General features: G+C 45.1%; 22 protein-coding genes and 1 other RNA gene. 14 read left to right on the top strand and 9 right to left on the bottom strand.

The features are described from left to right. Positions 1-54 precede the first annotated feature (54 nt). The 5 genes from UM402_RS08245 (at position 55) to UM402_RS08225 (ending at position 4,454) form a co-directional block, all read left to right on the top strand. Positions 55-1,203 carry a GNAT family N-acetyltransferase/peptidase C39 family protein gene (locus tag UM402_RS08245; RefSeq protein WP_058578862.1) on the top strand — a complete coding sequence of 383 codons (1,149 nt, stop codon included), beginning with the start codon at positions 55-57 and terminating at the stop codon, positions 1,201-1,203. 76 nt (positions 1,204-1,279) lie between these two features. Next, entirely contained in the window at positions 1,280-2,398 is a 1,119-nt protein-coding gene (locus UM402_RS08240) for an NADH:flavin oxidoreductase (RefSeq protein ID WP_058578863.1), read from the top strand. A gap of 24 nt (positions 2,399-2,422) precedes the next feature. Beyond that, the gene (gene elbB / locus UM402_RS08235; RefSeq protein ID WP_058578864.1) at positions 2,423-3,076 is read left to right on the top strand and encodes an isoprenoid biosynthesis glyoxalase ElbB; all 654 of its coding nucleotides are present in this window, start codon (positions 2,423-2,425) and stop codon (positions 3,074-3,076) included. Positions 3,077-3,184: 108 nt separating this feature from the next. Then, positions 3,185-3,544: a transfer-messenger RNA gene (gene ssrA, locus UM402_RS08230) on the top strand. 112 nt (positions 3,545-3,656) lie between these two features. Then, positions 3,657-4,454 carry a DODA-type extradiol aromatic ring-opening family dioxygenase gene (locus UM402_RS08225; protein ID WP_058578893.1) on the top strand — a complete coding sequence of 266 codons (798 nt, stop codon included), beginning with the start codon at positions 3,657-3,659 and terminating at the stop codon, positions 4,452-4,454. Positions 4,455-4,461: 7 nt separating this feature from the next. Here the strand turns inward: UM402_RS08225 and UM402_RS08220 are convergent, their stop codons facing one another. From UM402_RS08220 to UM402_RS08210, 3 genes are read right to left on the bottom strand one after another with little or no spacing between them, the layout of a single operon-like run. Next, positions 4,462-4,968, bottom strand: a complete 507-nt coding sequence (locus UM402_RS08220; protein WP_322295280.1) for a hypothetical protein — start codon at positions 4,966-4,968, stop codon at positions 4,462-4,464. A gap of 15 nt (positions 4,969-4,983) precedes the next feature. Further along, the gene (gene nadS / locus UM402_RS08215; RefSeq protein ID WP_058578894.1) at positions 4,984-5,268 is read right to left on the bottom strand and encodes a NadS family protein; all 285 of its coding nucleotides are present in this window, start codon (positions 5,266-5,268) and stop codon (positions 4,984-4,986) included. Continuing rightward, positions 5,268-5,600: a type II toxin-antitoxin system RelE/ParE family toxin gene (locus tag UM402_RS08210; RefSeq protein ID WP_058578895.1), complete on the bottom strand. Its 333-nt coding sequence runs from the start codon at positions 5,598-5,600 to the stop codon at positions 5,268-5,270. Before UM402_RS08210 ends, nadS begins: the two co-directional genes overlap by 1 nt. 178 nt (positions 5,601-5,778) lie before the next feature. On the opposite strand from UM402_RS08210, the gene UM402_RS08205 reads away from it, so the two are divergent. Further along, positions 5,779-6,297, top strand: coding sequence for a DUF1543 domain-containing protein (locus UM402_RS08205; RefSeq protein ID WP_058578896.1), 519 nt, complete (start codon positions 5,779-5,781; stop codon positions 6,295-6,297). Between the two features lie 24 nt (positions 6,298-6,321). On the opposite strand, the gene UM402_RS08200 is transcribed toward UM402_RS08205, so the two are convergent. The 4 genes from UM402_RS08200 to UM402_RS08185 all read right to left on the bottom strand — a co-directional run bounded on the left by UM402_RS08200 (position 6,322) and on the right by UM402_RS08185 (position 8,051). Then, a complete protein-coding gene (locus UM402_RS08200) occupies positions 6,322-6,534 on the bottom strand; it encodes a hypothetical protein (protein WP_058578897.1) in 213 nt (70 codons plus the stop codon). A gap of 97 nt (positions 6,535-6,631) precedes the next feature. Further along, positions 6,632-7,432: an NAD-dependent protein deacetylase gene (locus UM402_RS08195; RefSeq protein ID WP_058578898.1), complete on the bottom strand. Its 801-nt coding sequence runs from the start codon at positions 7,430-7,432 to the stop codon at positions 6,632-6,634. A 17-nt stretch (positions 7,433-7,449) separates the two neighbouring features. Then, positions 7,450-7,776, bottom strand: coding sequence for a type II toxin-antitoxin system RelE/ParE family toxin (locus UM402_RS08190; RefSeq protein ID WP_053952432.1), 327 nt, complete (start codon positions 7,774-7,776; stop codon positions 7,450-7,452). Then, positions 7,776-8,051: a type II toxin-antitoxin system Phd/YefM family antitoxin gene (locus UM402_RS08185; RefSeq protein ID WP_053952431.1), complete on the bottom strand. Its 276-nt coding sequence runs from the start codon at positions 8,049-8,051 to the stop codon at positions 7,776-7,778. The genes UM402_RS08190 and UM402_RS08185 overlap by 1 nt, the downstream gene beginning before the upstream one ends. A 97-nt stretch (positions 8,052-8,148) precedes the next feature. Between UM402_RS08185 and UM402_RS08180 the strand changes: the two genes are divergently transcribed. From UM402_RS08180 to UM402_RS08155, 6 genes are all read left to right on the top strand, one after another. Beyond that, positions 8,149-8,361, top strand: coding sequence for a DUF1653 domain-containing protein (locus tag UM402_RS08180; protein WP_058578899.1), 213 nt, complete (start codon positions 8,149-8,151; stop codon positions 8,359-8,361). 9 nt (positions 8,362-8,370) lie between these two features. Then, positions 8,371-9,570 (top strand): putative manganese transporter, encoded by a 1,200-nt coding sequence (locus UM402_RS08175; RefSeq protein WP_058578900.1) that lies wholly within the window; start codon positions 8,371-8,373, stop codon positions 9,568-9,570. A 131-nt stretch (positions 9,571-9,701) separates the two neighbouring features. Continuing rightward, entirely contained in the window at positions 9,702-12,080 is a 2,379-nt protein-coding gene (locus UM402_RS08170) for a TonB-dependent receptor domain-containing protein (protein ID WP_058578901.1), read from the top strand. A 90-nt stretch (positions 12,081-12,170) separates the two neighbouring features. Beyond that, the gene (locus UM402_RS08165; protein ID WP_058578902.1) at positions 12,171-13,157 is read left to right on the top strand and encodes a sensor domain-containing diguanylate cyclase; all 987 of its coding nucleotides are present in this window, start codon (positions 12,171-12,173) and stop codon (positions 13,155-13,157) included. Beyond that, positions 13,158-13,535: a YchJ family protein gene (locus UM402_RS08160; RefSeq protein WP_058578903.1), complete on the top strand. Its 378-nt coding sequence runs from the start codon at positions 13,158-13,160 to the stop codon at positions 13,533-13,535. A gap of 45 nt (positions 13,536-13,580) precedes the next feature. Further along, entirely contained in the window at positions 13,581-14,336 is a 756-nt protein-coding gene (locus tag UM402_RS08155; RefSeq protein WP_322295279.1) for a DUF817 domain-containing protein, read from the top strand. Here the strand turns inward: UM402_RS08155 and UM402_RS08150 are convergent. Further along, positions 14,333-14,800 (bottom strand): DUF4199 domain-containing protein, encoded by a 468-nt coding sequence (locus UM402_RS08150; protein ID WP_322295278.1) that lies wholly within the window; start codon positions 14,798-14,800, stop codon positions 14,333-14,335. The two genes, UM402_RS08155 and UM402_RS08150, sit on opposite strands and share 4 nt — an antisense overlap. Before the next feature lie 103 nt (positions 14,801-14,903). Here UM402_RS08150 and UM402_RS08145 point away from each other — a divergent pair, with 103 nt between their 5' ends. Further along, the gene (locus tag UM402_RS08145) at positions 14,904-16,808 is read left to right on the top strand and encodes a diguanylate cyclase domain-containing protein (protein ID WP_058578906.1); all 1,905 of its coding nucleotides are present in this window, start codon (positions 14,904-14,906) and stop codon (positions 16,806-16,808) included. Between the two features lies 1 nt (position 16,809). Here the strand turns inward: UM402_RS08145 and UM402_RS08140 are convergent, their stop codons facing one another. Next, the gene (locus UM402_RS08140) at positions 16,810-18,807 is read right to left on the bottom strand and encodes an LTA synthase family protein (RefSeq protein ID WP_058578907.1); all 1,998 of its coding nucleotides are present in this window, start codon (positions 18,805-18,807) and stop codon (positions 16,810-16,812) included. Between the two features lie 126 nt (positions 18,808-18,933). Between UM402_RS08140 and UM402_RS08135 the strand changes: the two genes are divergently transcribed. Next, entirely contained in the window at positions 18,934-19,293 is a 360-nt protein-coding gene (locus tag UM402_RS08135) for a diacylglycerol kinase (protein WP_054487232.1), read from the top strand. Positions 19,294-19,402 lie beyond the last annotated feature (109 nt).

Here is a 19,402-nt window from a genome sequence, read left to right as displayed (position 1 = left end):
TCTGCAGCCTGAGGTAATTACCTCAGGAACTTTGTTATGAGGTGTGCTCTAAGTATGGCTTCTCAAAGCTATAAAATAACCTGTGCTCAACCGCTTCACCTAGACGCCGTGGCAATACTGGAAGCCCGGACTTATCCCGACGATGCCATCAGCAAGCGTAGCTTCCGCCGTTTTATTGAGTCTGAAACGGCCGACTTCTATGTGTTGGAAGTGGATAATAACGTTGAAGGCTACATTGTGGTTTTGTATCGAACTAACACTAACCTGGCGCGCCTGTATGCATTGGTCGTCAGCGACGATTATCGGCAAAAAGGTTACGGGCGACTATTACTGCAAAAAGCCGAAGCGTTAGCCGATGAACGGCATTCTCTGTTTTTACGCACCGAAGTAGCGGTGTCCAACAAGGTCGCTCAAGAGCTGCTCATCAGTGACGGCTTTCATTCTATCGAGCTTCGTGAAGCGTACTTCCCGGTGAGCGCAGCACAGTCGAGTGACGCGCTCGTTCTGCAAAAACTTTTACCACGTTATGAACTCGGCGAAGACGCCGGCGTGGGCGCTACCGAAACCTACGTTCCTATGTTAACTCAGTCGACAGAGTTTACCTGTGGGCCGGCGAGCTTATTGATGGCGCTTGATTACTTTGGGTACCCAAGCCAGGATCCTCAGTCTGAAGAACTGGAAATTTGGCGTGAAGCTACCACCATATACATGACCTCCGGTCACGGCGGTTGCGGACCTTATGGACTTGCGCGGGCAGCGCTCAAGCGCGGGCTTAACGTGCGTGTTGAAGTAAATACCGATCAGCCCTTGTTTGTCGACTCGGTTCGCCAAGAGCAGAAAAAGGAGGTGGTGGAACGAATACAACAGGTCGATATAGGGTATTTACGAGAAAAGAATGTACCGGTTTGCGTGGGAGATTACTCAATAGAGTCACTGCTTATAGATCTAGCCGGCGGGTGTTTAGTGATGGCATTAATTTCCACCTATTTATTTGACGGAATCCGAGCGCCGCACTGGGTTCTGATATGCGCTGCTGACGACGACTTTATTTACATTAACGACCCGGACTACGACACGCTGCCGTGGGAGTCGCCAACAGAGCGGCAGTATTTACCTGTGCCCGTCAAAACGTTTAGCAAAGCCTTTGGTTATGGCGGTAAGAAGCAGAAAGCGGCGGTAATTCTGTCGGTTAAAACGGAGTAAAGTGATCAAATCACCTTGAAATCTCCGTAAATATGCACAAAGTCATAGATTAGTTCCTAACAAAAAAGGATTCCGTATGAGCTCTGCATTTGATGATTTCGAGTTAAAAGGTCATAAATTTGATAACCGATTTGTGGTAGCGCCAATGACCCGTACCAGTGCCGATAAAAAAGGTAAGCCAACGGAGCTGATGGGCGAGTATTACGAGCGGTTTGCCAAAGGCGGCTGGAGCATGATTATCAGTGAGGGTGTTTACACTGACCGGCAGGCCAGTCAGGGGTACATTAACCAACCCGGTATTACCGACGCGCCGCAAACCGATGCCTGGAAAGAAATTGTTGAAAGAGTGCATGAGCATGATTGCAAATTCATACTACAACTGATGCACGCAGGAGCTCAGTTCCAGCATAACGAATATACTGACACGCCGATTGCACCAAGTGCCGTTCAACCTAAGGGCGAACCTTTGAGTTTGTATGGTGAAACGGACGGCTGGCCGGAAGTTAAGGCGATGGATGAAGGTGATTTCGATGCGGTGATGCAGGGCTTTGTGGGTGCGGTGAACCGAGCTGAAGAAGCCGGCTTTGATGGTGTCGAGCTGCACGCCGCTAATGGTTATTTACTGAACGAGTTTTTAAGTGATTATTTCAACCAGCGCGAAGACCAGTGGGGTGGCAACATTGGTAAGCGTATTAAGTTTGTTGCAATGGTAGCAAAAGCCGCGAAAGCGGCCGCAAAAGACGACTTTATTGTGGGTATTCGTCTTGGTCAAATTACGGTGACTGACCCAGATTATCAGTGGCCGGAAGGCGAAGATGCCATGATTAAACTGGTGAAAGCCTTGAAAGAAGCGGGAGTCGACTATATTCATACAACAGACACCGACGTAAACCGTAAGCCGTTTAAAGGCGGTAGTGCGAAAACGCTGGCGGAAATTGTGCAGGAGTTCAGCGATATTCCATTGATAGTGAACGGTGGAGTTGACAAGAGCAACTATGAGCACGTGGCTGCGCATTACCCCAATGCCATGCTGGCAATAGGTAAAGCCGCTCTGGCGAACCCTGACTTACCGAAGCGTTTGAAGTCCGGTGACAAAATTGAAGACTTAGACTTTGCCATGTTGCAACCAACTGCAACGCTTGAAAACGAGTGGAAGTGGCGAGATGAGCACGATAAACACATAAACGACGAATAAACTCACGTTTAAGCAGAGGATTTTATGAAAAAAGTAGCGGTACTATTGTCAGGTTGTGGTGTTTTTGACGGCGCGGAAGTGAATGAAGCGGTATTAACCCTGTTGCACCTTACCAAACAAGGTGCTGCTTACCAGTGCTTCGCCCCCGACGTTGAGCAAATGCACACCATTAACCACTTAAAAGGTGAGGAAAGCAGTGACAAACGCAATGTACTGGAAGAAGCTGCACGCATTGCCCGGGGCGAAGTGAAACCGCTCAGCGAGTTAAATGCGGATGAGTTCGATGCATTAATTCTACCTGGCGGTTTCGGTGTTGCGAAGAACTTCTGTGATTTTGCGGTTAACGGTGCTGAAATGACGGTGAATGAGCAAGTTCTTAAGGCAGGTAAAGCCTTTGTTGATGCCGAGAAGCCCGCAGGATATATGTGCATTGCGCCTGTTTTACTGCCACATATTTATGGTAATGGGGTAAAAGCCACCATAGGCCATAATGACGAAGTGGCGAATGCTATTAACACTTTGGGGGGCGAACACGTTAAGTGCGATGTGCGTGATATTGTCGTTGATGACAAGCATAAATTAGTGACCACACCGGCGTATATGTTGGCGGATAACCTGGTGGATGCAGAAGAGGGCATTCGCAAATTGGTCGAAAAAGTGCTTTATATGGCAGCATAAGGCGTGAAAGCCTAATAATTCACCGTTTAAGTGCGGAACTTATAGCGCTTAAACGGTGTCTGAGTTATAGTATCGACATTACGTCATTAAGAACTGACAGAAAACTTTGGGGCTGATCAGGATTCGACGGGATACACGAAACCCAAGGTGCATGCCGAGGTGAGGCTGGCCTCGTAAAAAGCCTCAACGTTATAGTTGCAAACGACGACAACTACGCTCTAGCGGCTTAATAACCCGCTAAGCCCGTCCCCCAGCGCTTTGTCTGCGAGACTGGATCAGGACGGCTCGACCTAAGGTAGACTCGCGTGGATGCTTTGTCCGGAGCTGAAGCGTTAAACTTAATCGGACTCGCGCGTGAACGAAGCCTGTCAGTCGGCGTCGCACGCGTTAATTAAAAGACTGAATAAGCATGTAGGACCGAGGATGTAGGTATTGCGGACGCGGGTTCAACTCCCGCCAGCTCCACCAATTCCATAAAAAGCCGCTCACCCGAGCGGCTTTTTTATTGCCTGTAGCCGACGTTGCGCGTCAGGTGTAGACTCTATCCTAAGAAGTGAGCCGTATAAATGAGGAGTGACTAATGAGACAGGTTTTATATATCGCTCATGGTGGCGGCCCTATGCCACTATTAGGCGATAAAACTCATGAAAGCCTGAACAACGCGCTTCAGGATGTTGTCTCGCATATGCCAAAACCCGATGCCATTCTTGTCGTTAGCGCTCACTGGGAAGCTGATATTCCGCATGTAACGACCGGTGAAAAACCGGAGCTAATTTATGATTATTACGGTTTCCCGCCAGAATCGTACCAAATCACTTATCCAGCACCTGGCGAGCCTAATTTAGCTAAAGAACTACTTGGAGCAATAACGGCGGCGGGCATCGAGTCGGTGGGGGAGCCGGAGCGTGGTTTTGACCATGGCCTTTTCGTGCCGCTTAAAATTATGTTCCCACAGGCTGATATTCCTTGCGTACAGCTGTCGCTGTTGAATACGCTTGATGCTAATGCTCATATCAAACTTGGGAAAGCTTTGGCGAACTTCAATTATGACAACCTGCTAATTTTGGGTTCCGGCTTTTCATTCCACAATATGAAGGCATTTTTCTCTCCGGAAGACGCGACAGCAGATAGTAAAAACGCAGAGTTCCAAAGCTGGTTAGAGCAAGTATGCAGTAGTAAAACGTTAAATGAAGAAGAGCGCGCTGATAAACTCAGTCATTGGCAACAAGCACCATTTGCCGAATTTTGTCATCCGCGCGAAGAACACTTGTTACCGTTACACGTTTGCTACGGCGCTGCCGGAAAAGCCAGTGACGAAGCTATTACCGTAACAGCACTCAATAAAGAAGCTCGAATGTTTTACTGGCAGCTAAATTAGCCTTTAGTTAGAGAGTCTGTGAAAACGACGCTAATTGCTGTGCCAACACACCATCAACTATCGGAGCTAGCTTGGTAAAGTCGGTGGTTGGGTAGCCGCCGACGATGTAATTCAGCGACACTTTGTTATCGCTAAAACTAATGGTCATGGTGCCGTTCATACCTAAGGATTGTAATGGTCCTAGACCACCGATTAACCGCAGGGTTTTTCGTGGGTCAACATAAGCAACCTGCATGTGCATTGCCTGCAAATCTCCGTTAATTTCGCAGAAACACCCGCCGGCAGTTGCATCAATACTTAAGTTCGCCGCATCGCCAAACCAGGTATGATCGTCCAGCCACCATTCACTAACGTTATTGATAAAATGTCTATAACCCTGTTGAGCAGAGCCCTCAAAGCTTTGCTCTAGTTGTATTTGAAAGCCGTGCTCTGATGATGAAGCGACTTCAGCCTGGCTGAAAGTAGCGAAACTGAGTGCTACCGCTGCTAGAGCCATTTTTATTGTTGTTTTCATTTTGTGTTCCTATTCTTAGTGTGCGGCTATTTTAAAGTAGACCTCAGGGTCTTCGTTGATAGTTTCTAATACTTTAGCAGCTAACCCAGTAGGGTTTCTTCTTTTGCTTTCCCAGCTTTTTATTGTATCTAAGCTGGTTCCCAGGGCTTGGGCGAAATCAACTTGAGAGACATTTAAGCGAGAACGAATAGCCTTTACATCAGCTATTTCATATCGGGTTACTTTGTGTGCTGGTTTATTCCGTTGCTCTATTTCAACGGCTTCTTCCAGTGAGCTTTTTAACTCATTAAAAATACTCATTAAATGCCTCCTTTAAGGTGAGCTGAAAGTTGCTTTAACTCAGATTTCTCAAGATTAGTTAGGTTGTCCTTTTTACTTTTAGGATAAGCGTATAAAAAATAGATTCTGCCCCTATGAGCAATTAGATAGACAACCCTTACTCCCGCACTCTTGCCTCGCTTCCCCACGGACATCCTTACTTTACGTAACCCTCCTGTTCCTTCAATAAGCCTACCTTTTCTTGGGTGTGCGATTAATTCAACTTGTAGTTTTAGAAGGTCTTCATCGTTTGCAAGTTGCTTTATTTGACTTGTGAAAACTGAAGTTTCTACAAACTCGATAGCTTCGACCATGCTTGATCCTTAAGTTTATTTTAGGTGTACATTGTACACTTGTCAACAAAAGGCTAATTACATACTGAGGAGGTCAAATTGTCGACTGAGAGATTTCACATTAGTATGTCCTACTTTCCCTTATTTCAGTTAAACTGGACGAAAGTTTGAAATTAAAGCAACGGATAAAACATCTCTCATGCAAAAACTCTACTTAACTTACGTCGGCGGTACTGCTCCCGGTGCGAATATTGAGCTGCATGATGTGCGTTTTGTTGTGGGGGAAACTATTGAGCATACCTATTCGGCCATTCGAGCAGGCTGGTTCGGTACGCAAAAAGGCTTGCATCTGGACAGCTATGTTCAGTTGCACCATGTCGATGGTTATCGTATTGAACTCGCACAAGAACCACAATCGGCTTGTGCTAAAAAGCTTTATTTCGTGAATTTTGGTGGCTACTTTGATGGTAAGTTGGCGGAGTTCCATGATTTTACGGTCGTTGTGGCCAAAGCTGCACAAGCGGCTAAGCAGCTAGCTAAAGCGCAAGTGCTCAATAAAGGCTTAGCTGGTGCAGAGCAGTTACATAAAGATGACTTGATAGCTGTCGACGATTGTCTGTGTCTCGATCTTATCGATAGTCACTACATTCACTTGTACCACGACGGCAAAAACCAGCCTTTGGTTCCTGACTGGAAAGGTTATCAGCCGCTTCCGTGATGAGTGCATTAAATGACATGGGTATTACTGTTCGAGCTTTTTATGACGATGGTTTTTCCATACATGATAAACCATCGAAATAGTGAAAGCGGTGGCAAAGTGCTCAAGGCCGGCGTGCCCCCAGGTAAACTCCCCAGTTTGAAAGTAAGTGACGAACATGGCGGCAACTGAGTAACCACCAACCAAAACCAGTGTAAAGTATAGTGTAGAGAGTACCGGGTTATTGTCTGAAAGCATAACGGCATATTCCTTCGGTTGTTTATTACTCTTCATAAGGTAAGTTATTAAAACTACTAGTCAAATTTTTCGATGCAACCATAAGGAAGTGCTTGTTTCACACCAACACACTCTCAATATCTTCATCTATTTTAAATGTAGCTAAGTCATCAGCGCGGGTTTTACCGCGTGTTAAAATGGCGATGGGTTGGTTATTTTCAGCGGCCTGGCGGGCAAAGCGATAACCCGAAAACACCATTAATGATGAGCCTATAACTAATAACCCTTCGCTTTCAGCTAACGCCTGCTTTGCTTCTGCGACACGGGTCTTCGGCACCGTGTCGCCAAAGTACACTACGTCTGGTTTTAAAATACCGCCGCAATTTAAGCAGTCGGCTATTTGGAAGGTTGAGAAGTCGGTTTCTATGTCAGCATCGCCGTCGGGTAGGGCGACGGCGTCCATTTCAGCGAACTCTGGGTTCAGTGCCAGGCAACGTTCGTGCATTTCCAAACGAGGCGATTGTGCGCCACAGCTCATGCAAACCATTTCATTAGCGTAGCCATGTAAATTTATTACGTCTGTGGCTCCGGCTCTTTGGTGTAAGCCGTCTACATTTTGAGTAATAATAGTACCTATTAAGCCTTCTTTCTGCATTTTTGCTAGTGCCAAATGTGAAGCATTAGGCTGTGCGTTATAAAGCACCGGCCAACCGTGTAAAGCGCGTGCCCAGTAACGCTTGCGCAGTAGCTCGTTAGTCATGAAGTCGCGATGCTGCATCGGAGGAGCGCTTTTCCAGTTACCGTTACTGTCGCGGTAGTCGGGAATACCTGAAGCCGTACTTAAGCCTGCACCTGTTAACACGGTTACTGGTTTATTCTGCTCTAAAAAATGTTGGAGTGTTTTTCTATTCTCAGACATAAAGCTTCTAGTTGAGCCTAACCTTGCAGCAAACGCCGCTGTAGTAATGCTTGCATATCCCGGCGACCATCAGCAACGATAAGAACAAAAACATCGGTGTTTATTATTCTGTATATACAGCGATACGGAGGCGTTTGAATTTGACGAAACTCTTTTATACCCAGTGACGTAAGTTCGTTTGGGTATGCCCCACGCTCCGGCGATTCGCTTAAGCTGGCAACTGAAGACCTTAACTTTTCAAGAGTATTAAGCGCTTTAGCTTTAGAGTCGTTTAGAGCTATGTAATCAACAATGTCCTGAATATCTTTAATTGCGTCAGCGGTCAGTTTTACAGAGTAGGTCATTAACGATCATTAAGCTCTTGTTTTAGATTATCAAAAGCGCTGTCGGCCGCTTGAATGTTGCCGCTCTCTATTTGCTGGTTACCCAAGGCTAGAATTTTAAGCATGGCCAGTGTTTCCTGAGTCTTTTCAAAGCTCTTTACGTCCTGAACCACCATCTTCGCTTCACCATTCTGAGTAATGTACATTGGGCCTTCACTCTCAGTGAGCTCTAATGAAATTTTCGCAGCATTGGCTTTTAAATAGCTTATCGGTTTAATTTTGTCAGAAAGTGCCATAACAGATCCTGGTAACTAAATTTGGTCTAAATATAGTCGTTATTTGCGATGCGGTCAAAAAGCTTTACTATGAAAAAAACACGCAACAAAGAAGCTTATGACAATAACCCCCGGTATTTACGAACACTACAAAGGCAACCGTTACCGAGTGATAGACACGGTAACGCACAGTGAAACGGAAGAAATGCTGGTACTGTATCAGCCGCTGTATGGTGAACAAAAACTATGGGTAAGACCGTATGATATGTTTATCGAGTCGGTCGACGTTGGAGGGCAGAGCGTGCCTCGATTTCGTCTCATAAAGGAGTAGTCCGGCAGTATGGACTCAAAATTGAAATTTAACGAGCTCATGATGGAATGCAAAGAAGGTCAGCTGAAGCCGAACCTCCGCATTATTCTTCCTATTCTGCTTGCCATATTGTTGCTTGTGCCTGTTACTCGTGCGGTGACACTTCAAGTGTTGTCGGACGCGTTTTTGCAGGTATCTGTATTTGTCTTTGCGTCGCTGGCGCTGTATTACAGTTTAACTCGCAACCTCGATAAAGAGCGTTTAGCCAGTTATATGCAACGGCATCCACTACAGGAAGTTGCTATAGCTGCGTTGCTGGGCGCGTTGCCCGGCTGTGGCGGCGCCATTATTGTCGTGACACAGTTCACTCGCGGTATGACAAGCTTTGGTGCAGTGGTTGCTGTGTTAACCAGCACTATGGGCGATGCTGCGTTTTTACTGCTGGCACAAAAACCTACCGACGCGTTACTTATTGTCACAATAAGTTTGGTGGTTGGAGCCATCAGTGGCTATGTCGTTAATTTGTTTCATAAAGGGAAAACCGACTGGCTGCTGAGTAAGAGCGCATCTGACAGCAAAGAAAGCCTGTGTGGACCCGAGCCAAGCAGAACCCGCAAAACGGTGCTGAGGTGGTCTGTGCGTTTTTGGAAAGTTATTTTTATACCTGCACTTATTGGGGCAGTCGCGGTTGCACTTCAACTTGAGCTTAACGAGCCGTTAAATTTACCCCCTAATACCGTTGAGACCATTGCCGCAACAGCGACTTTTCTTATTTTGGTGTTATGGGCGTTTACGTCAGATCTCACCGGTTATTCATCGATTACCAGTGAAGAGCCCACAACGCATCATGAAGGGTGGTTGAATAAATCGGTTCTAGACACTCAGTTTGTAACGGGATGGGTCGTCCTGGCGTTTTTAGCTTTCGAGATTCCAGTACAGCTTTTTGGTATTGATGTGGCTGGCATGTTTAATTCCTGGGGACCAATGGTCGTATTAATGGCTGTGGTTATTGGCTTTTTGCCAGGCTGTGGACCGCAAATACTCGTGACTAGTTTGTACATTAATGGTTCTATTCCTTTTTCTGCCCAACTTGGTAATGCTATTAGTAATGACGGCGATGCGCTTTTTCCTGCCATAGCTTTAGCCCCGAAAGCAGCACTTTTGGCAACGTTATACTCCGCTATACCGGCCTTTGTCGCCGCATATGGCTTTTACTTTTTGTTTGAATAATCGGTGCCAATTAAAAGTATCTGAAAATAGTTATTAGAAACTTGAAATAAAAATAAGAATAATTCGCATTTACTAAATGGTATCCCCTGAGTATGATGAGCGCCGCTAAACATATAACAGGGGATGAATATATGAAAAGGTTTCTGCCGAGTGTGGTTGCACTCTCTCTTGCTGCTACTTTCTCTCACGGTGCTATGGCCAAAGCGGCAGCGATAAACATGGACGACATTGAGCGCATGGTCGTTACTGCGTCTGGTTTTGAGCAAAAGCTAACTGAAGCACCCGCCAGTATTTCTGTCATTACTAATGAAGATCTCCGTTTACGCTCGTTTACCTCTTTGCTTGATGCGGTGAAATTCCAGGAGGGTGTTGATATTGGCGTGTCTCGCGACAAAACGGGCCAGGGCAGTATTAGTATGCGAGGGTTAACCGGCGAATACACTCTCATACTGGTTGACGGAGTGCGGCAGAACAATCATGGTGATATTTATCCGAATAACTTTGGCGGCAACGCGTTTAATCATATTCCGCCATTAACGGCTATTGACAGAATTGAGGTCATAAGAGGCCCGGCGTCGACGTTATATGGTGCTGATGCGCTCGGCGGTGTTATTAACGTCATCACTAAGAAACATGCCAACGAATGGAATGGTTCAGTCAGCTTTGGCCGTAGCTTGCAAACTGATGACGATTTTGGCGATGACTTTACCACCGACTTTAATGTTAGCGGACCCATTATTAAAGATGTTCTGACACTGGGTATACGCGGCAGCCTGTATGATCAGCAAGCGTCCAGTCCAGAGTTTGAACCGGCAGTAGACCCGAATGGCACCGTTCATGTGCGTCAACTAGGTTTCGGTAGCGGCGGGCGTACTGTTGACAATACCGACGAGCATTACGGTTTTTCGTTGTCATTTACGCCTGCAGAAAACCAAAACCTGAAGTTCAATTTTGACGACTCGCATCAGTCTTATGACAACACGCCAAGCTATGACTTAGAAACCGGTACTATTACTTATCCGCTGGGAACAAAAGACAGTATCGAATCACTGTGGCAGGATCGTGGGGGTAATGTCGCACCACGAGCTGGCTATGCTCAGGACCAATCTTATGATCGTACCTGGTGGTCATTAATTCACGACGCTGAATGGTCGTTTGGTAGTAGTTTATTCTCAGTGTCGCATGTTGATACGCAAAATAATGGCCGGACATTGCCGTTAAGCGTCGACGAGCGTTTGTTATTGCAGGAAATGTATGACGGCACAGGGGACTACGAAGGGCTCACTGAACAAGAGCGTCGACAAATTGCGGAAGATACTTTCCTGCCACGTCCGGCAAGACCTTTGGAGAGCAGCCAGTATACGGTAGACCTGCGCTTTGATATTCCCATTGAAAATGTTGCGGGGCATCACAATCTGGTTGTTGGTGGTCAGCTTATTGACGGCGAGCTAAAAGACGGTGTTTTTGGTCTGGAAGAAGGAAGCGCTGGCGCTATTCAAGAGCAAAAAATGTACTCGCTGTTTGTTGAGGATAACTGGATGCCTATTGCTGACTTTACGCTAACCGGTGGTGTTCGTTATGACGAGCACGACGTTTTTGGCAGTCAGGTCTCGCCGCGTTTATACGCCGTTTATAATCTATCGCCAAGCTGGGTGGTAAAAGGCGGTGTGAGCACCGGCTATAAAACACCTAAAACGACCGATTTGTACGATGGAATAACTGGGTTTGGCGGACAAGGTACGATTCCATTTGCCGGTAACCCCAACCTCGAGCCTGAGACCAGTGTTAACTCGGAAATAGCGCTTTACTGGAATTCGCAACGAGCTGATCACAATTTTAATATCACCTACTTCAATACTCAGTTCGAAGACAAAATTGGTCGAGGCGATACCGTTCCAAGCTGCGATGTCACCGGCGGTGAGAGACCATGTGTGAACTTAGGTGATTACCAGGCGTTGGGTTATGACTCGTTTAGTCAGGTTATCAATATTGATGAAGTGGACTTGCAAGGCATTGAAGTTGCCGGACGTTATGCCATTAGTCAACTTTGGGCGGTACGTGGTAACTATACCTGGACAGACAGTGAGCAGATCACGGGGAGCCAGGCTGGTCAGCCGCTAACAAATACCGCAGAGCACATGGCCAACCTCTGGCTAGAATGGCAGGCAGCGGATGACTTAAACATTTACCTGCAGGGAGAAATTCGCTCTGATCGCTATCGTGGCTATGACGCGGTTATTGAAGAACAGCAGTACTATGAAAATTACAGCTTGTTGAACTTGGGACTAAGTTATCAACTGAATGACTATACCCAGGTAAACTTGCGTGTGAATAACTTGCTCGATCGCGACTTTACAACCTATTCAACGACCTACACGGACTTAAACGGCGACGGGGAATATGCGTACGTCACGGGACGCGGCGCAGTCAGTGAAGTTGTTTTTACTGATGACTATAACGTCAAAGATAAAGCCCGTAATTTATGGATGGGCGTGACGGTTACTTTCTAAAAGACTTAAGGCGCCGGGATAAACCCGGCGTTGCCCTTCTTTATCAGAGGTGTTACAAAATACCTTTGCATCGTAAGAACAAATAGTCTAGTGGAAAAACTATTTCAACAAACATCAGAGCTTCAGCATTTTTTTGAACAACTTTATGAGAAATCGTTAAACCCGTTCTGGATAACTGAAGTGAAAGGCGATGACTTTATTATTGTTATTGCGAACCCAGCAGCGCAAAGACTGGAGCCTGAGCAAGTACCGGGAGCTTCTATTCGTCGGCTAGCCAATAAAATAGGTGATGCTGATGAGATGTTGAAAGGATACTACCAAGCTATCGCTAGCGGTAATTCCGTACAGTTTGAACAACGCCCAGTTGTTGGTGAAAAAGAATATTTATTCAGAACGCTTATAGTTCCAATAAAAAATGCAGATGGGGAGATTACTCATATATGGGGGAGTGCTCATAACCTCACTGATTTTTTAGATCCTCATAAAGAGCTTTTAGCTATCAACAAACTGCTGGATGAAAAAGTCAAAGAGCGAACCTTGCAACTGGATAAGGCAATAGAAGATCTTGAGTATCTTTCCTGTACCGATGACTTAACGTCACTGGCAAATCGTCGTCATTTTGATAAGCAATTGCAGCAGTCAATAGCAAAGTGTAATGCTAATGAATTACCTTTATCGTTAATTTATATGGATATTGATTTTTTCAAACAATTTAACGATAAGTACGGACACGCCGCTGGTGATGCCTGTTTGAAGAGTGTTGCCGATACATTAAATGACTTTAATCATGGTGAAACAACTTTAGTTGCTCGTTATGGTGGTGAGGAGTTTGTTGTGTTACTTGCTAATACAGATGAAGTAAAAGCAAAGTCCATCGCAAAAACTATTCTAAGGTCGGTAGAAAGCTTATCAGTTTTTATTGGAAATAGGACTGAGAATGTAACGGTAAGTGCTGGTGTAGCCTGCTCTCTCTCATCATCACATGACTCAGATACAATATTAAAGGCGGCGGATGATGCGCTTTATAAGGCAAAAGAAAATGGTCGCAATTGTGTAGAGGTGGAGATCATTCAATAAATGACAGCGAAAGAACAATGCCCATGTGGCAGCGGCAATAGCTATGCGCAATGCTGTGAAAAACTTCACCATAATCAAGCTTACGCTCAAACCCCAGAGCAACTCATGCGCTCGCGTTATTGTGCCTTTGTAAAACAGCTGACCAATTACCTACTTAAAACCTGGCATCCCAGTACACGTCCCATGTCGCTTGACCTATCCGACTCGCCCGATTGGCTAAAATTACAGGTCATGTCCTCTGAACAAACAGGCGATAAAGGTAAAGTGCATTTCCGAGCGTTTTACAAAGAGGGTGTTGATGTGGGTTTTATGGAAGAGCACTCCGATTTTGTCCGCGAACAGGGGCGTTGGTTTTACGTAAGTGGTAAGGTGAAATAGCAAAAGGGAGATAAGGATATCCAAACTTTTATAAGAGAGTTTTGGTTGTTTGGAGTCAAGCAGGCGTATGCCTGTATTTTTGGCGGCTTTTTGTTGTTCGTTATGTTAGCGACCAAACTGTATTATCCCATTGAAGCGATACACCGTTACGATTTCATCTTTATTTCCGCCATTGTATTTCAGGTGTTTTTGCTTCTTTGTCGGTTCGAAACGTTACGTGAGTCTGTCGTTATTCTGATCTTTCATTTAGTTGCGACGATTATGGAGCTTTTTAAAACGTCAGATGCCATTGGTTCTTGGGCTTACCCGGAAGAGTATATTTTTGGCATCGCCAACGTTCCTTTGTTTACAGGGTTTATGTACAGCGCGGTGGGTAGTTATATTGCTCGCGTCTGGAGAATTTTTGATTTTAGGTATTCTTATTACCCCAACCACAGCTGGACCGTTATTCTAGTCGCGCTAATTTACATTAACTTCTTCACTCATCACTTTATTTGGGACTTCCGTTGGGTTTTGGTTGCGGGGACTATTGCTTTATTCTATAGAACTCGAGTTTACTATCGGGTAGATTTTGAGTACCGCAGTATGCCCCTATTAGTCGGCTGGAGTTTAGTCGCTTTTTTTATCTGGATAGCTGAAAACTTAGCGACTTATGCGAATGTTTGGGTTTATCCAAACCAACATGGTCAATGGGAAATGGTATCGCTCTCAAAGTTTGGCTCTTGGTATCTTCTGATGATACTAAGCTTTGTTTTAGTGGCTTCTATTAATCAAATAAAAACTATTAAACGACGCCCTTAAGAGCGTCGTTTTAGAAAGAAAGCGACAATAGCGGCGGTTATAGCTCCCATAACCAAGGCGCCTATTGCTGACTGCATCATGTACGATGTCAGGTTAAAATATTTTTCAGCTCGGTCTTCACTCATCATGCCAGATTCAATGGCGTGATTTTTCATATTTGGAAAGAACTGCGGCGATATGACGTAGTGGACTAACAGTTGAACCGCTGGTGACAGCACCGCAACAACGACCGCAATTTTCAAACCGCTAATAAAGCCTTGTAGCCAGGTCATTTCTTCATTGGGTAACGACGCTCTTTTATCGCGTAACGCTAAGATATAAATGACGATTGCAACCAAGGCAAATACGTTAGTAAATATAGCGTGGTACTGAATATTGTGGGTATGCAGGCCTGCCAACCTCTCAATTATCATCCACAGAATAATGGCTACTACAAAAATTAAGCCCCATTTAATTTCTTTCATAACGTTGACCTTGGTTCCGATTATTGTTGTTTAGCTTGTCTTGATAATAGCATTTGTTCAAAATACTTGTTAGATTTACGAAAAAAAACAATGGTCTAGTATTTTGGAAAGACGGAAGGATGACCGCCGATTACAGCGGCGAGAGAAGTTAACGACAGCTTTGCTGGTAAAAATCAGTATATGGGCTATTTCTATCGTTCTTATTGCCTCGTCTATTACTTTTCTAACAACCTATAACAACGCCAGAGAGCAGGTTATAACCGTTCTACAGCGGGATTTAGCGCCTACCCTTGAACGTAACCAGGCATTATTTAAGCGTATTGAAAGTAACGCCAATATTTTAGCGGACGAGTTTCTTTCTCAATACGACATAGCGCGAACTACCGAAGACATTACTCAACGGTTTGATGCATGGTATCAAGAAACCTCTCCCGGCGTTTTACGGTTAAAGCCTGAATTTAATCGCGGTATAGCGGTTAACTCTAATCACTTTGAGAACTTGAGTGCTTTTTTGGGCCCCCGAGATAAGTCAATAAGTGATGAGCTGAAAGCACGGGTTATAGCCGCTCAATTGACATTGAGCAAATTGGGACCTGCGTGGCAAAAAGACGTTGCTAACACTCACTTCTCAATGCCTGAAAATGCGCTATTAATGTATTCAGTGGACTCTCCGTGGGGACTCTTGGCTGATAAAGACTTGGTGATTACTGACTTTTCGGTGGTTAAATCAACACTGCAAAGTGAAAACCCAGATCGAACTCCCAACTGGACGGGGCTTTATTACGATATTTCTGCTGATGTGTGGACTATTACCTACCAAAAACCTATTGATTTAAATGGACAGCATTTAGCAAACGCGAGTTTTGATGTCGCATTAGGTAGTTTATTAAATGACTTAACGGAGAAAAAACGACCGAAATCAGAACACATCGTTTTAAATACAAAAGGCGATTTAATTGCCGCTTCAAACCTGGCGCAAGAGGCTATTGTTGAGCGCTCAACGCTTACTTCAGAAACCTATGATGAGCCTTTGTATCAGCAACTAAGTCATTTGGTAACAAGCGAAAACTGGACGAGTCAGTCCTTTATCTTAGAGAGCGAGATAGAGGGACAACTGCTTATTGTCGATAAAATAGCTGGCCCGAATTGGTGGCACATTACCGCCTACCCATTGAGTGAAATTCGTAAACAAGCGGTAGAACTTCCAATTAGATTGGTAGCGGCGGGTGTCGGCTTAGTCATACTTATTCTGTTGATGACGTACTGGCTTATTCAAAGAGAAATCAGTAAACCTTTGCACGAAGTAGCAACAGTAGCGTCATTAATGGGGCAGCGTAATTATCAGGAAGCTTTATCTCATAGAGCGGCATCTATAAAAGCCCGGGGTGAAGTTAAACAAGCGCTAGATGCATTTAAAACGATGGCGGCTCGGTTTATTTCGGCTCAAACAGAACTGGAGCAACAAGTTGAGTCACGTACAGCAGAGCTGGCTGAGGCGAATAAGCAATTAGACGCACTGGCGCATATGGATGGTTTAACAGGGCTGTTTAATCGTCGAGCTTTTGACAAGGATTTGAATGCCGCTATCGAGTCAGGGAAGTCTTACTATTTAATGATGGCCGACATTGACGAATTTAAGCCATACAACGACAACTACGGGCATGAGGCAGGTGATAGAGCGTTGAAAAAAATAGCCGATTGCTTGCGCGACAAAACACCCCTGAAAGTTTATCGTTATGGCGGCGAAGAATTTGCAATAATTATCCCCGCTGCAGAGTCTGTTGAGCAAAAGTTGAATGAATTGCGTGATGCCATAGTCGAGCTAACGATTACGCATGAGTACAAACAAGCTGATCTGCCTGTATTAACCTTAAGTATGGGGGCTGCGCCTGTTGAAGCCAATGAAGCGGCCGCCGATGCAATTCGGCGGGCCGACCGGCAATTATATAAAGCGAAAAATGCCGGTCGGAACTGCGTTTGTGTGCAGGAGGGGATAGTTGATAGCTAACTTATTGCCTGGGCACAAAGTACGCTCGTTGCTGATATAAAATAGACGGCAGCATCGCAAAAGCCTGGACCTTGCGGATATGCTCCGGTTGCGGTTTGCCCTCAATTGGCGCTAGTGACTGTGACGATGATTGATAGCGAAATTGTTTTACTGATTTATCGACGTGCAGCACCGTTAAACGTGGACCGTTAATATGCTGTTCCAGCCAACCATAATTGTCGCCAAATTGCATCATAGCTCGATTGGCCGGTTGCACATCGGGCTGACTAAGATCCTGCCCTACCATCGGTAAGTAGGCCGATATGCCGGCAAGAGATAATAGCGTTGGCGCTAAGTCGATTTGGCTGCTAATTGCAGAAATGGTTCTTGGCTTAATATCCGAACCCAGAATGAGTCCCGGAATATGGAATTTGCTGACGGGGACTAACTCATCGCCGTAAACTCGAGTGTCGTGGTCAGCGACCACTAGAAATAATGTATTTTGCCAGTAGTCACTCTTCTGTGCTTTTTCAAAAAATTCACCGAGTGCATGGTCAGCATATTTAACCGCATTGTTGACCGTCTGCTTAGGTTGTTCTGCTAATGTAATCTCACCATCAGGGAACTCAAATGGCTCGTGGTTTGACGAGGTAAACGCAAGAGTAAACTGGGGGGCTGAGTTATCGGCTTGTGACAAGCGTTGATGTAACTTATTCAGTAAGTCTTGGTCACTAACTCCCCAGCTACCAGCAAACTGGGGAGATTCATAGTCGTCCTGGTCGATGACAGACTGAAACCCATTACCAACAAAGAAACTCGCCATATTGTCAAAGTGGGCTTGTCCTCCGTATATAAACTCAGTGTTGTAGCCTTTTCTGGAAAGCGCGTCTGCGAGCGTGAAAAACTGACGCTGTGACCCAGACAGCTTGACGGTTGAGCGAGCACGGGTTGGTAAAAAACCGGAAATTACGGCTTCGATACCTCTGACTGAGCGAGTACCGGTTGCGTAGAGGTTTTCAAACCACCATCCCTGTTTCTTTAAACGCTCAAGGTTCGGCGTTAATGGCTTACCACCGAGCGACTCAACAAAGGTCGCACCAAGGCTTTCCTCCAGAATGACCACAATATTTAAAGGTACTTTGCGCTTGGCTGAGGCAGGTTGGTAATGCACGGTAGGATACTCAGCAAATGGAAACTCTAAATTGGCTAAATAGGGCACTTTTCGTACTTCATTAATGATCTCGTCGTCAGTGAGTTTCCCGTAAACACGATTTGCCTGTGCTTCGTGCTTAAGGTTATACAGTGCGTACTCAAGGGTGTAAGTGGAGTTTAAAATTAATGAATTAACCATTGCATCGGAGGTGACCGCAAAAAATGCCGGATTGGCAGGCCGATGTGCAAGAGTCGATCGAATGCCGAACAATGTTGTAACGATTAATACTGGAATGACTGCGATTAGGTAACGCCGTTTTATGGCTCTTGGTTGGAAGTTATGTTCGGATTTCTTATACCAACGATATGAAAGGTAAACGAATACCAGTGTTGAGGCAATTCCGGTGAAAAGCCAACCAGTAAAGCCATGTATTAGGGTAGATAAAACCTCTTTTGGGTACGCAAGGTACTCAAAGAACAATCGGTTTGGGCGAGTATCATACTGCGCTAAGAATGCGGGTGTTGAGATTTCCATGAACCACAACACTAATGCACAAATCAAAAACCAGGCTGTCCATAATCGCCGCCACCACCTCTGAGCTATCGATTTGTGTAAAACCACACTTAATGGCGACAATACTAATAATGGAATCAGTGTAAAGTATCCTACTTGAATTAAGTCTGCGCGTACGCCAAGTACAATAAAGTCGAGCCAGTTAATAGCGCTGTCAACGCGCTCTGCATAGAGTCCAGCAAGTAATAAACGACAGCAGGTTAACAGCGCCAAAGTGGCTCCTGCGAAATAGGCTACTGGTTTAAACAGTGCTAGAGTTTGCCATAAGGTATTGTTAGACGTTGCTGCCCGCATAGATGTTAGCTCTTCTTTTTTACTGACTACGTGAAGAAACTAACAGGCATTCCTTAAGTAAAGCTTAAGACTGCTTTAATAAACTGTGCCGAGTATTTTAAATCAGGGGCCAGGAGAGGATAGACAATGAAGCCAGCCTATACCGGTATGACTCGAATTTGGAAAGCGACGTTTAACTCACTAAGAGGAATAAAAACTGCCTGGCGTTATGAAGCCGCGTTTCGACAGGAAGCTCTTATGTGTGCTGCTCTAATACCGGTCGCATTGCTCGTTGAAGCGTCGGTTGCAGAACGCCTGCTACTCATTATGAGCTTATTTGTTTTAGTCATTACTGAGCTACTTAATTCGGCTGTAGAAGCGGTTGTTGATCGTATTGGTGCTGAGTTTCACGAGTTGAGTGGTCGCGCAAAAGACATAGCGTCAGCTGCGGTATTCTTTGCGTTGCTGCTGTTAATAGTCACCTGGATCAGTATTTTGTTTTTCTAATTTTCTAAAAAATTTGGAACTTTTAATCAAACGCTTAAGCCATGATTTCTGACTGCAACTTAAGCTTTCCTTAAGTCTTTATTTATAAAGTGACAGCATCGAAGCTGTT

Source organism: Idiomarina sp. OXR-189 (assembly GCF_034373425.1).
GTDB lineage: Bacteria > Pseudomonadota > Gammaproteobacteria > Enterobacterales > Alteromonadaceae > Idiomarina > Idiomarina zobellii.
This window is presented reverse-complemented; position numbering and strand designations above follow the sequence as displayed.

Excerpts from the sequence above, each read along its gene's own strand:
- UM402_RS08245 (WP_058578862.1), top strand. The coding sequence starts at position 55 with ATGGCTTCTCAAAGCTATAAAATAACCTGTGCTCAACCGCTTCACCTA.
- UM402_RS08240 (WP_058578863.1), top strand. The coding sequence starts at position 1,280 with ATGAGCTCTGCATTTGATGATTTCGAGTTAAAAGGTCATAAATTTGAT.
- elbB (WP_058578864.1), top strand. The coding sequence starts at position 2,423 with ATGAAAAAAGTAGCGGTACTATTGTCAGGTTGTGGTGTTTTTGACGGC.
- UM402_RS08225 (WP_058578893.1), top strand. The coding sequence starts at position 3,657 with ATGAGACAGGTTTTATATATCGCTCATGGTGGCGGCCCTATGCCACTA.
- UM402_RS08220 (WP_322295280.1), bottom strand. The coding sequence starts at position 4,968 with ATGAAAACAACAATAAAAATGGCTCTAGCAGCGGTAGCACTCAGTTTC.
- nadS (WP_058578894.1), bottom strand. The coding sequence starts at position 5,268 with ATGAGTATTTTTAATGAGTTAAAAAGCTCACTGGAAGAAGCCGTTGAA.
- UM402_RS08210 (WP_058578895.1), bottom strand. The coding sequence starts at position 5,600 with ATGGTCGAAGCTATCGAGTTTGTAGAAACTTCAGTTTTCACAAGTCAA.
- UM402_RS08205 (WP_058578896.1), top strand. The coding sequence starts at position 5,779 with ATGCAAAAACTCTACTTAACTTACGTCGGCGGTACTGCTCCCGGTGCG.
- UM402_RS08200 (WP_058578897.1), bottom strand. The coding sequence starts at position 6,534 with ATGCTTTCAGACAATAACCCGGTACTCTCTACACTATACTTTACACTG.
- UM402_RS08195 (WP_058578898.1), bottom strand. The coding sequence starts at position 7,432 with ATGTCTGAGAATAGAAAAACACTCCAACATTTTTTAGAGCAGAATAAA.
- UM402_RS08190 (WP_053952432.1), bottom strand. The coding sequence starts at position 7,776 with ATGACCTACTCTGTAAAACTGACCGCTGACGCAATTAAAGATATTCAG.
- UM402_RS08185 (WP_053952431.1), bottom strand. The coding sequence starts at position 8,051 with ATGGCACTTTCTGACAAAATTAAACCGATAAGCTATTTAAAAGCCAAT.
- UM402_RS08180 (WP_058578899.1), top strand. The coding sequence starts at position 8,149 with ATGACAATAACCCCCGGTATTTACGAACACTACAAAGGCAACCGTTAC.
- UM402_RS08175 (WP_058578900.1), top strand. The coding sequence starts at position 8,371 with ATGGACTCAAAATTGAAATTTAACGAGCTCATGATGGAATGCAAAGAA.
- UM402_RS08170 (WP_058578901.1), top strand. The coding sequence starts at position 9,702 with ATGAAAAGGTTTCTGCCGAGTGTGGTTGCACTCTCTCTTGCTGCTACT.
- UM402_RS08160 (WP_058578903.1), top strand. The coding sequence starts at position 13,158 with ATGACAGCGAAAGAACAATGCCCATGTGGCAGCGGCAATAGCTATGCG.
- UM402_RS08150 (WP_322295278.1), bottom strand. The coding sequence starts at position 14,800 with ATGAAAGAAATTAAATGGGGCTTAATTTTTGTAGTAGCCATTATTCTG.
- UM402_RS08140 (WP_058578907.1), bottom strand. The coding sequence starts at position 18,807 with ATGCGGGCAGCAACGTCTAACAATACCTTATGGCAAACTCTAGCACTG.
- UM402_RS08135 (WP_054487232.1), top strand. The coding sequence starts at position 18,934 with ATGAAGCCAGCCTATACCGGTATGACTCGAATTTGGAAAGCGACGTTT.